Genomic DNA, 11,685 nt, shown 5'->3' on the forward strand with positions numbered 1-11,685 from the left:
GTACCCGGCCCGCCGGGGGAGCGGTGCTCAGGCCGGGGGAACCGGGTCACATGAGCTTCCGGCGGCCGGTCTCCTTCTTGAGGCCCCCCACGTTGATCGGCTGGAGGATGACGGTGATGGCGCCGACCGAGAAGTGCTGAACCGGGCCGCCGGTGTTCCGCCCGTGGAAGCTGTGCGGCAGCGCCTGTCCGTTGGTCGGGTCCGTGCCCGACGTATACATGTCGACGATGCCCTCGTACCCCTGACGGGCACGTGCGTCGTTGCCGTCCGCTGCCTGCTCCACGGTGATGCGGTCGTCGCCGTCCTGGGCGACCACGGCCGCCACATGGTACGGCCACCCGCTGGTGTTGGCGGGGGTCTCGAAGTCCCCGTGCCAGGCGGTCTCCACGATGGCGAACGCCTGACCGGGGGCCGGACGCTCCTCGCCGTTGGCGTGGGGACCGCCGGGCCTGGCATTCGCGTAGGCCACGGCGCCCTCGGCATTCTCCCGGTCGCCCAGGCCGAACTGGTTGCCCCCCAGGGCGAATTCGCTGGCGTCCTGTCCCAGCGCCAGCCGCTGCTGGTGCATGATCTCCTCGGCGGTGTGGGCACAGTCCGCGAGGAAGGACGTCTGCGGTTCGTACTCCGCGTACACGCGCCCCGCGATCTCCCCGCTCTGCCCGGTCGGCGTGCAGTACCGGGGTGCCGGGGCGCCCTCCGCGACCCAGATGACCGTGGTGTCCGCCCCGGGGGTGACGGTCATGAGGTAGAGGCCGTTCTGCGAGACCCGCACGGGCCCCAACTCCACGGTGGTGACCTCGGAAAAGCGTTGCAGGGTCGTCGCGTCGGTGCCGTGTGCCGCGGAACGGGTCAGGGTGTCGGCTTCCCGCTGTACGGGGGCGCCTTGCGGGCCGGGGCCGTGCTGGACATCGTGCTCGGGCGTCCGCCGCATCACCCGGACCGCGTTGGCCTCGGCCTCGCGCTCGAAGCGGTCACCGGGGTCGGAGACTCTCAGCCCCGACCCGTTGTCCGTACCGGCCACCGGACCCTGGCGCTGCTGGATGACGTGCGTCAGCTCGTGAGCGAGGGTGTGCTTGTCGCCGCCGCCGTCGCCGATGACGATGTGGCTGCCGGAGGTGTAGGCACGGGCACCCACCTCGGCGGCGGAGGCGCGAGCCGCCGAGCCGGTGTGCAGGCGGACGTCGGAGAAGTCGGCGCCGAGGCGGGCTTCCATTTCCCGGCGCAGCGGTTCGGCCAGCACGGCGCCCGGCGCGCGCAGCACCTCGTGCACGGCGGACCGCTGCACCGGGTGCTCCGTGGGCCGTTGGTGGCCGCAGTCCGGACCGTGCTGGTGCCGGTCCTGCTGGAGCATACGGACGACGGCGGCATTGCCGGCGGTGCGCTGCAACCCCACAAGCGCACCGGGCACCCGCCCTTCCGGCCGCGCGGCCACGCCCTGGGCGGGGCGCGGCGGCTGCTTTTCGCTCTTCCTTGGCTCTTGCGCGTGCATGGACTTCCCGTTCGTAGGGCCGGCAGGTGGCTGTGTCCTCCTGCATACCTGGTGCAGCCGGTCGCGGGTGAGGGCTGTACGGGCACGATGCGGTGTCCGTAGGGGCAGTGTTCCGGCGCGGACCTGTTACAGCCGGTTCCCCACGAAGAGTGAGCCCGGGGCCGTACGACGAGCGAGGACCGCGTGCGCGTACGGGAGAACCGGGTCAGGGGTCATCGGGCGGGAACGGGCGCGGTCTTCTTCCGGGCGCGGTAGGCGGCGGCCTTGATCTTGTTGCCGCAGGACTCCATGCCGCACCACTGCCGTCGCATGCCCCGGGAGCGGTCGATGTAGACCCGCGTGCACTCGGGATTGCCGCACTCCTTCATCAGCGGGACGTCCGGGCCGCTGAGCAGCTCGACGGCCTGACGGGCGACGGTCGCCAGGGCCTGCGCCGGGGTCGCCTCGTTGTGCCGGCCCGCCATGGTGAGCTGTGGCGTCACCGGAGTCTTGCGTGCCGCGCTGTTGACCACGGCGAGTGCCTGGCGGTCGAACTCCTCACCGAGGCGCCGGTTGGTCACGAGGCGGTAGACGGCCTCGCGCACGGTGATCGCCTCCCGGACGTCCTCCTCGTCGCCGGGCGTGATCGTGTCCACGAGTCCGGACTCCAGGTACCAGGCGTTGAGCCGGTCCGGCGTCACGAACATCTCGAACCGGGTCGAGCGCCGGGCACGCAAGGTGGCAGCGAAGTCGAGGGCCGGGTGTCCGCATACGAAAACATGGTCAAGGTTCACATCACCATCTTGACAGGTGACTGATGTGGAGGGCAAGAACCCGTCACCGCTCCGGGTGGTGCCACGCCAGGGGGCACCACCACCTGCGGCGCCTCCGGCTCAGGCCCCCGGCCGGCCGTGGCCGGGTTTCGCCCGCCGTCCGCCTCCTGCGGTCAGCCGGCCCCGCCTGGCTCCAGCCGGAGCTCCCGGCCCTGCCACCGCCGCCGCAGCCAGCGGTCGTGGCTGGCGACGACGATGGCGCCGGGACCGGGGCCCAGGGCCTCCTGCAGTTCGTCGCACAGCCGAGGGGAGAGATGGTTGGTCGGTTCGTCGAGGAGCAGCAGCTGGGGCGGACGGGCCACCAGCAGCGCCAGCGCGAGCCGCCGTCGCTGTCCGGCGGACAGCTGCCCCACGGGCTTGTCCAGGTCCGCCTCGTGCAGAAGTCCGAGCGAGGTCAGTGGCACCTGCTCGGCCCTGGCCGCGCCCAGCGACAGTTCATAGGTGTCGCGGACCGTGCGTCCGGGCCGGTCGAACACGGTGTCCTGGGTGAGCAGCCCCACCGTCAGCCGGCGCCGCCTGCGCACCTCGCCCTCGGCCGCCCGCCGCCCGGCGAGTACGGCGAGCAGCGTGGACTTGCCCGCCCCGTTGCCGCCGGTGACCAGCAGCCGGTCGGTCGCGGAGATCTCCAGCGCGTCCAGCGCGAGCCGGCCGGGCACCCGGACGTCCCGCAGGGCCACCAGCGGCTGCGGTCCCTCCTCGACCCGTGCGGCCGGCTCCCCGGCCGTGAACCGCAGCGGGCGCGGCGGCTCGGCGACCTGGGCGCGCTCCAGCTCCTCCAGCCGCCGGGTGGCGTCGCGCACCCGGCGGGAGATCTGGTTCTGCACCCGGCCGGCCCGGTGGCCGTAGCCCATCTTCTCGTTGTCGGTACGGCCCCGGTCCGGGGCGACCCGGTGCGCGGTCACGCCCGCCGCCTGCCGCAGCTCGGCCAGCTCCTGCTGCTCCTCGGCGTACCGCCGCTCCCAGCGTCCCCGCTCGGCGCGCTTCTCGCCGAGGTAGGCGGTGTAGTTGCCGCCGTAGCGGACCGGGCCGTCCACCGCCGGGTCGAGGTCGACGAGGTCCGTGCAGACGGCGTCGAGGAACGCCCGGTCGTGGCTGGCGACCACGACCGCTGCGGGCAGGTCGCGGATCCGCGCCTCCAGGAAGGTCGCGGCGTCGTCGTCGAGGTGGTTGGTCGGCTCGTCGAGCAGCAGCGCGGACGGGCGTCGTACGAGCAGCGCGGCCAGGGCGAGCCGCCCGCGCTGCCCGCCGGACAGCGAGCCCAGCGCGCGGTCGTGGCCGACCGCGCCGAGTCCCAGCCCGTCCAGTACGAGGGCCGCGCGGCGGTCGGCGTCCCAGGACTCCCGGTGCTGGGCCTGCTCCAGCCGCCTGCCGTAGGCGTCGAGGAGTTCCCGGTGGCGGGGGTCGTGCTGCGGGACGCGGGCGAGTTCCTCGCCGAGCCGTTCCAGTTCGGCGAGGTCCTCGCGGGCCTCGCGCAGCGCCTCGTCCAGCACCGCGGCGACGGTGGCGTCCGCGTCGTAGGGCATCTCCTGGTGGAGGAAACCCAAATCCGCGGGGCGTGAGACGCTTCCCGCGTCGGGTTCGTCGACGCCGGCGAGTACCCGCAGCAGGGTGGACTTGCCGACACCGTTCTCCCCGATCAGGCCGATGCGGTGGCCGGGGGAGGCGGTCAGGGAGATGGTGTCGAGAACGCGCCGGCCGCCCAGGGTGCGGACGAGGTCGCGGGCGAGCAGAGCGGGCTGGGGCATGGGGAACCGTCCAACGTGTCGGGTGGTCGGCCCGCCGGGCGCGGAGCCTCGGACGCGGGCCACGTCGCACGCCGGAGCTCACCCCACAGGGGCTCCCGTCTCCTTCAGCACGCCGTCGGCCAGCCGCAGCCAGCGGTTCACGCCGATCGCGGCCAGGAACCGTTCGTCGTGGCTGACCACCAGAAAGGCACCCTGGTAGGAGTCGAGCGCGCTCTCCAGCTGGCCCGCGCTGACCAGGTCGAGGTTGTTGGTCGGCTCGTCGAGGAGGAGCAGCTGGGGGGCCGGCTCGGCGCACAGGACGCAGGCCAGGGTGGCGCGCAGCCGTTCGCCGCCGGAGAGGACGCCGACGGGCAGGTGGGCGCGGGCCCCCCGGAAGAGGAAGCGGGCGAGCAGGTTCATCCGCTCCGCCTCGGGTCGCTCGGGGGCGAAGGCGGAGAAGTTCTCCGCCACGGTGCGGTCCAGGTCGAGCAGGTCCAGGCGCTGCGAAAGGTAGGCGATCCGGCCGTCGTTGCGCTTGATCTGCCCGCTGTCCGGGGCGAGGTCCCCGGTGATGAGCCGTAGCAGGGTGGTCTTGCCGGCGCCGTTGGGTCCGGTGAGCGCGATGCGCTCGGGGCCGCGGACGGTCAGGTCGACGCCGCCGTCGGCGAAGACGGCGCGGCCGGCGTGGTGGACCTGCATGCCCTCGCCGAGGAAGAGGTTGCGGCCGGCGGGCACGTTGGTGTCGGGCAGTTCCAGGGTGAGGCGCTGTTCGTCGCGCAGCGCGCGTCCGGCCTCGTCGAGGCGGGCCTTCGCCTCGCTGACGCGGGAAGCGTGCATCTGGCCGGACTTGCCGGCCGCTTCCTGCGCCCCGCGTTTCATGTTGCCGGCGAAGATCCTGGGCAGGCCGGCGTTCTTGAGGTTCCGGGAGGCGTTGCTCATACGGCGCTCGGCGCGTTCGCGGGCCTGCTGCATCTCCCGTTTCTCGCGCTTGAGTTCCTGCTCGGCGTTGCGGACGTTCTTCTCGGCGGCCTCCTGCTCGGCGCGGACGGCCTCCTCGTACGCGGTGAAGTTGCCTCCGTGGAGACGGAGTTCCCCGCTGCCGAGTTCGGCGATGCGTTCCATGCGGTCGAGCAGGGCGCGGTCGTGGCTGACCAGCAGCAGGCAGCCGGTGAAGTCCGAGAGGGCGTCGTAGAGCTTGTGGCGGGCCTCGGCGTCGAGGTTGTTGGTCGGCTCGTCGAGCAGAAGGACGTCGGGGCGCTTGAGCAATTGGGCGGCCAGGCCGAGGGAGACGACCTGGCCGCCGCTGAGGGTGCTCAGGGCGCGGTCCAGGGCGAGGCCGGCAAGGCCCAGCCGGTCCAGCTGGGCGCGGGTGCGCTCCTCGATGTCCCAGTCGTCGCCGATGGTGGTGAAGTGCTCCTCGCCGACGTCGCCGGACTCGACGGCGTCCAGGGCGCGGATCACCTCGGCGACGCCCAGCACCTCGGCGACGGTCAGGTCGCCGGTCAGGGGGAGGCTCTGCGGGAGGTAGCCCAGCGTGCCGCCGACCGACACCGAGCCGGTGGCCGGCTTGAGTTCACCGGCGATCAGCTTGAGCAGGGTGCTCTTGCCGGAGCCGTTGGGGGCGACCAGTCCGGTGCGGCCGGTGGGCACGGTGAAGGACAGGTCGTGGAAGACGGGGGTGTCGTCGGGCCAGGAGAAGGAGAGGCTGGAGCAGACGATGGCGGCGTCGGACATGAAGAGACCTCGAAGGCACGGAGGGCAGAACAGAGACCTCTGCCCTGGGCAGACATGGGGAAAGGGGTACGACGAGACGGGCCACGTCGGCGGCGGCGCTTCTGTCGCGCCGGCCGGTGGCCGTCAGATCCGGATCTCACCCGGAGATGTCGTCTTCACCCACCACGTCTACGACTCCTCGATCACTCGGTCAGGTCGTCGGCAGTGTAGCAGGAGTTGTCCCGTGCTCCGCCTGCCGGTGTGTGCCGTTCACACGTGTACGGGTGCGCGATGCGCTGTTCGCCCTCTTGTTGACACCCCGAGGGGCCCGTGCCACTATCGTCACCACTTGAACCGGTGACGACACCCCTCATGGGAGTTGTTCACACGTGTGGGCCGAAGGAGCACACTGACCATGGCAGGAAAGCCGAAGCGGAGGGCCGAGGGCGCACCGGTCGGGCGGCGGGCGATGCTTGGCACGCTCGGCGCGGGCGCCGCGGGGCTCGCCGCAGCGCCGTATCTCCAGCGTGGCTGGGAGGGATTCCTGGCCTCCGCCTCCCAGGTGGACGCCACGGGCCTGACCGGTCTGCTGCCCAACCCGGGCGGCTTCCGGTACTACAGCGTCGTCGGCTCGGTGCCGCACAAGGACGCGACCGACTACGAACTGCGGATCGACGGCCTGGTGGACCGGCCGAAGACCTATACCCTCGGCGATCTGCGCGCGATGCCGCAGACCCGGATCGTCCACGACGTGCTGTGCACGGACGGATGGCGGGTGGACCGGACGCCCTTCGAAGGGGTCGGGCTCGCGGACCTCCTCGACGCCGCGGGCGTCCGCTCCTCGGGCGCCGCGGTCCGTTTCACCTGCTTCGACGGCGCCTACACCGAGAGCCTCACCCTGGAGCAGGCCCGCCGCCCGGACGTCCTGGTCGCGCTGAACATGCAGGACAAGCCCCTCACCCACGCCCACGGCGGACCGGTCCGCCTCTACGTGGCACCCATGTACTTCTACAAGTCGGCCAAGTGGCTGTCCGGCATCTCGGTCACCGACAAGGTCGTTCCCGGCTACTGGGAGGAGCGCGGCTATGCCGTCGACGGCTGGCTCGACGGCGAGGACCGGCACGGCGACGCGGCCTGACGGCGCGGGCCGGGTCCGCCGCTTCACCACCGCCGAGCGCCTGGTCCACCGGAGCACCGGCTACCTGATGCTCCTGTGCCTGGTCTCCGCCGCCTGTCTGTACATCGGGCCGCTGGCCCTGCTCGTCGGCCGGCGCCCGCTGATGGTCACCGTCCACGAGTGGTCCGGCATCTCGCTGCCGCTGCCCCTCCTGTTCGGGCTGCTCTCCGCCGAGTTCCGCGCGGACCTGCGCCGGCTGAACCGCTTCGCGGTCTACGACCGCCAGTGGCTGCGGGCGGTCCGCAGACGCCGTACGGCGCCCGGGGCGCGTCCGGCCGGGAAGTTCAACGCGGGCCAGAAGCTCTACGCGGGCTGGATCGCCGGCGCCGTCCTGGTGATGATGTCCACCGGCCTGCTGATGTGGTTCACCGCACTGCTTCCCTTCATCTCCCGCACCAGCGCCATCTTCGTCCACGACCTCCTGGCCTGGGCGATCACCTTCGTCCTCATCGGCCATATGCGCCGGGCCCTCGGGGATCCCGAGGCGAGACTCGGCATGCGCACCGGCTACGTCAGCCGCTCCTGGGCGGAGTCCCGCCATCCCCGGTGGCTGAAGGAGGAAGGGCCGGGTGCCGTGACCGGTGAAGCGGATCAGGCATGACATGTTCCGGCTGCGCACCAAGCTGCCCCCCACGCTGCCCGCGTTGAGCCGCGGCGTCGCGGGACGTGTCCCGGCTCGGACCTGCTGCTCACGGGCCACACACATGTGTGTGCCGCCACCGCCAGGCACACACCTCTTTCCTGGATGGAGAACCAATGAGAAGACTTCTGACCGTCCTCGCGGCCGGTGTGCCGCTGGCCGCGGCGGTGTACCTGCCGACCGCGTCCGCCGAGTCCCGGAGTTCCGCGTCCGCCCCGCTCGGCTGCACGACGGCCTCGGTGAAGGCCCTGTCCGGCACCCGCGTCGAGTCCGTGACCGCGGTCCGCCAGGACGGCGGCACCATCCACGGCGGCGGCATCCTGGGCGGCACCGTCACCGGCGTACCGGCCTACTGCGAGGTGACGGTCACCCTCACCCACCCGGGCGACGGCGACCACGCCGGAATCCGGACCTGGCTGCCCGTCACCGGCTGGAACGGCCGCCTCCAGGCGCTCGGCGGCGCTGCCTTCGCGGCCGGGGACAACGGCGTCGGCCTGGCCACCGCCGTCAAGAACGGCTACGCCGCGACCACCACCGACGCGGGCGTCGGCGACGCCCTCGACGTCGGCTGGGCCCTGAACGGCCAGGGCCAGGTCAACTCCGCGCTGCTCAAGAACTTCGCCTCCCGCTCCCAGCACGAGGCGGCGGTCGTCGGCAAGGCGGTCGTCGACGCGGTCTACGGCAGGCCGGCCTCGTACTCCTACTTCACCGGCTGCTCCACCGGCGGACGCCAGGGCTACATGGAGGCCCAGCGCTACCCCGACGACTACGACGGCATCCTCGCCGACGCGCCCGCCGTCAACTGGGACCGTTACGAACTCGCCACCCTGTGGCCGCAGGTCGTCATGAACAACGAGAAGACCTACGTGACCGGCTGCGAGCTCGACGCCTTCACCGCGGCCTCCGTCAACGCCTGCGACACGCTCGACGGCGCCAGGGACGGCCTCGTCAACGACGCCTCCCGGTGCGACTTCGACCCGCGCCGGCTGATCGGCACCAAGGTTGTGTGCGAGGGCAGGGAACTGACCATCACCGCCGCCGACGCCGCCGTCGTCCGCAAGATCTGGGACGGCCCGCGCACCGCCTCCGGCAGGAAGCTGTGGTCCGGCGTCCCGGTCGGGGCCGACCTGAAGGGCCTTGCGGGCACCGCGCCCGACGCCGACGGCACCCTCAAGGGCGCACCGTTCCAGGTGCCCGCCCACTGGACGGCGAGCTGGGTGAAGAAGGACCCGTCCTTCGACGTCTCGACCCTCACCTACAGCCGGTTCACCGAGCTGTTCCATCAGGCCGTGGCCGAGTACGGCCACATCATGGACACCGACGACCCGGATCTCTCCGCCTTCCGCGAGTCCGGCGGCAAGCTCCTGACCTGGCATGGCCAGGCCGACCAGTACATCCCGCCGCAGGGCACCGTGGACTACCACCGGCGCGTCGTGCGGGAAACCGGCAGCGCCAAGAAGGTGGACGACTTCTACCGCCTCTTCCTCGCCCCGGGCACCGACCACTGCGGTCTCAACGGCCAGGACGGCTCGGCCGACGGCCTCGCCGCCCTGACCGCCTGGGTCGAGCACGGCAAGGCGCCCAGGACCCTTCCCGCCACGCTCGTCAACGCCGAGGGCAAGCAACTCGAACGCGACCTGTGCGCCTACCCGGAGGTGTCCCGCTACCAGGGCCACGGCGACCCGTCCCTGGCCACCAGCTTCCGCTGCGTCCTCCCCTCCCGACACTGACCGGGCCGGCGACCACCCTCCGCCGAACGCGGTGACCCCGCTCGCGCTGTCCTTCCTCGTCGGCATCACCTGCGACATCCAGGCGGCGGACGGCACCCCTCGCCCGGCGCGCTGCCCGTGTACGCCACGGGCAGCGGCGTGAGGTTCATCCTCCAGGCCCTGCTGCCGGGCTGGAAGTCCCGGCAGCAGCGCGCCGGCACCGTCTGACGGCCGTACTGTTTCGCACGTCCCGGCCCGCCCCCCGTGGCGCGGACCGGGACGTCGGCGTACGGCGGTGGCCGCCGGCCCCGCGGTACGCGGTACCGCACCGGAAGGGACCGAACCGCGAGCCGCGGACGAACCCGGAGCCGATCCACTGTGCCGAGCCCGGCGGGACGGCGGGGCACTCAGGGCGAGCGCGAGGTTGCCCAGCGGGTCGTCCTGGGAGGCGGCGTTCGTCCACGACCAGTTCGGCCGACAGCGCGTGCGACGCGGCCGGGGCAGACGCTGGTCGGGTGAAGCCGCCTGGAGCGCCTGTCCCGCCCAGCGGCGGAAGCCGTGGTGGTGGCGGTGCGGGATGCCGAGGAGTTCGGCGACGTCCGTGGCGGGCAGCGGGACGTGGAAGGCATCGACGAGGTCGGGTTCTCCGTCGTACGACGGGGGGCGCCTTGCAGGCCTGGTCGGTGGCCACCTGCCGTCCTGGTACGTGCACTGCTCCGCAACTCGTGGGCTCTCGCGTTCCGAAGGTCCGGCGTGTCAGGGCGTCGTGGGGAGAACGAGCCGGGCCCCGCGTGGGTCCCGTGCGGGCACGCGCACGGACACGCCGGAGGGGCACGCGCGTCGCAGCGCATGCCCCTCCGGCGTGGTGGGACTCAGCCGTCGCCGTTGAAGATCGTCAGCACTTGGAGCACTTCCAGGTAGAGCCACGCCAGGGTGGCAGTGAGCCCGAAGGCGGCCAGCCACGCTTCCTCGCGGGGGGCGCCGTAGGCGACGGCGTCCTCGACCTGCCGGAAGTCGAGGGCGAGAAAGGCAGCGCCGAGCAGGATGCCGAGCACACCGAAGACGATGCCGAGGCCGCCGCTGTGGAGGCCCAGGCCGTTGCCCGCGTCGAAGGCGGAGAACAGCAGGTCGGCGGCCAACAGCAGAAGGAAGCCGGTCGCGGCCGCGGCGGCGAATCCGGCGAACCGCCGCGTGACGCGGATCCAGCGCATCCGGTAGGCGATCAGGACGCCCGCGGACACCGCGAAGGTGCCGAGCACGCCCTGCACGACCACACCCGGCGCGATGTACGTCGAGGTCGCGCTGGAGAAGACGCCGAGGAAGACCCCCTCGAACGCCGCGTAGCCGAGGATCAGCGCCGGGGACGGAGTACGCCGGAAGCTCTGGACCACCGACAGGACGAAGGCGACGACCGCGGCGCCCACGGCGAGACCGTAGGAGCGGCCGATGTGTGCCTCGTCGACGGGCAGCAGGAGCCAGGACAGCACCGCGGCGAGCACCACGGTGCCGAGCGCCGTCGCGGTGCGGACGACGACATCGTCCATCGTGATCGCGGTCGGGGCCGCGGCCGTCCGCCCGTCCGCGACGACCGCGGGGGCGTAGGGATTGACCGAATGGTCGCCGGCCGGCGGGCCGCCGACGGTGGCGCCCACCGGATGACGCGGGTACGCGCCTGCCGGGGCGTCGGCACGGCCCGCGCCCCAGCGGGAGAAGACCGGGTTGCTGCTCTTCACGTCGTTCCTCCTCGTCCGCCGCGGGTGCGGCCTGGGCGCTGCGTTGCCCTCGGGTGCCCGGGCACACGTGTGCCGGTGACCGCCTATCGGGCCGACGACGACAACCGCGCTCGTCACCACTTTGACGGGTGACGAGAAGGTGGGCAAGTCATCCTCCGCCCGCATCCGGCCGCGTTCAGGCGCCCGGCGCCCCCGGGCCGCCCATCAGTCCCAGCAGGAAGCCGTCCCAGTCCAGACCGTCCATCTCCGTCTCGGCCGAGGTGATCCGATAGGTGGCGTCGAGCCACTCCCTCAGCTCCGCGGTGGGCACCTCGAACAGCGCCTCCACCTCCTGTGATTCCAGGAGCAGCCAGGACGAGGGCCGCTCACCGGGCAGTGTCGGCCACATGCGCACGTCGCCGGAGCCGCTCATCGCCGTCAGTCCGCCGTGCAGGAGTTCGCGGCCGATCCGCCAGATCAGGCTGGGTCCGCGTTCCGTCAGGAACTCGACGGTGATCACCGCGGGCATGTCCGGGTAGAACCGGAACTCCACCTGCACGGCCTGACGGGTGAACTCGTCGAGCATCTGGTCGACGTCCAGAAGCAGCGACGGCACGTGCCGGGGCGCCGACCGCGCCCGCAGCGGTGACTGATCACGGTGCATGACAGGATTTCCCCTCAGCGGTACGAAGTCTGCGCGTCCCACTGT

General features: G+C 72.2%; 9 protein-coding genes. 3 read left to right on the forward strand and 6 right to left on the reverse strand.

Translation table 11 applies throughout. From position 1 onward, the window contains the following. Positions 1-46: 46 nt before the first annotated feature. From ABD350_RS17375 to abc-f, 4 genes are all read right to left on the reverse strand, one after another. Positions 47-1,489: an eCIS core domain-containing protein gene (locus tag ABD350_RS17375; protein ID WP_344349033.1), complete on the reverse strand. Its 1,443-nt coding sequence runs from the start codon at positions 1,487-1,489 to the stop codon at positions 47-49. 212 nt (positions 1,490-1,701) lie between these two features. Beyond that, the gene (locus ABD350_RS17380) at positions 1,702-2,262 is read right to left on the reverse strand and encodes a CGNR zinc finger domain-containing protein (protein ID WP_344349035.1); all 561 of its coding nucleotides are present in this window, start codon (positions 2,260-2,262) and stop codon (positions 1,702-1,704) included. A 152-nt stretch (positions 2,263-2,414) separates the two neighbouring features. After that, entirely contained in the window at positions 2,415-4,046 is a 1,632-nt protein-coding gene (locus ABD350_RS17385; RefSeq protein WP_344349036.1) for an ABC-F family ATP-binding cassette domain-containing protein, read from the reverse strand. A 78-nt stretch (positions 4,047-4,124) separates the two neighbouring features. Then, positions 4,125-5,759: a ribosomal protection-like ABC-F family protein gene (gene abc-f / locus ABD350_RS17390; RefSeq protein WP_344349038.1), complete on the reverse strand. Its 1,635-nt coding sequence runs from the start codon at positions 5,757-5,759 to the stop codon at positions 4,125-4,127. A 394-nt stretch (positions 5,760-6,153) separates the two neighbouring features. Here abc-f and ABD350_RS17395 point away from each other — a divergent pair, with 394 nt between their 5' ends. From ABD350_RS17395 to ABD350_RS17405, 3 genes are all read left to right on the forward strand, one after another. Beyond that, positions 6,154-6,876, forward strand: coding sequence for a molybdopterin-dependent oxidoreductase (locus ABD350_RS17395; protein WP_344349039.1), 723 nt, complete (start codon positions 6,154-6,156; stop codon positions 6,874-6,876). Further along, positions 6,824-7,516, forward strand: a complete 693-nt coding sequence (locus tag ABD350_RS17400) for a cytochrome b/b6 domain-containing protein (RefSeq protein WP_344349040.1) — start codon at positions 6,824-6,826, stop codon at positions 7,514-7,516. Before ABD350_RS17395 ends, ABD350_RS17400 begins: the two co-directional genes overlap by 53 nt. Before the next feature lie 155 nt (positions 7,517-7,671). Then, complete coding sequence (locus ABD350_RS17405; protein ID WP_344349041.1) at positions 7,672-9,285, forward strand: tannase/feruloyl esterase family alpha/beta hydrolase; 1,614 nt, start codon at positions 7,672-7,674, stop codon at positions 9,283-9,285. A gap of 851 nt (positions 9,286-10,136) precedes the next feature. On the opposite strand, the gene ABD350_RS17410 is transcribed toward ABD350_RS17405, so the two are convergent. After that, positions 10,137-10,997 (reverse strand): Bax inhibitor-1/YccA family protein, encoded by an 861-nt coding sequence (locus ABD350_RS17410; RefSeq protein ID WP_344349042.1) that lies wholly within the window; start codon positions 10,995-10,997, stop codon positions 10,137-10,139. Between the two features lie 175 nt (positions 10,998-11,172). Then, positions 11,173-11,640 (reverse strand): SsgA family sporulation/cell division regulator, encoded by a 468-nt coding sequence (locus ABD350_RS17415; RefSeq protein ID WP_344349043.1) that lies wholly within the window; start codon positions 11,638-11,640, stop codon positions 11,173-11,175. Positions 11,641-11,685: the final 45 nt, after the last annotated feature.

Source organism: Streptomyces nogalater (assembly GCF_039532885.1).
In the GTDB taxonomy this organism is placed as follows: domain Bacteria; phylum Actinomycetota; class Actinomycetes; order Streptomycetales; family Streptomycetaceae; genus Streptomyces; species Streptomyces nogalater.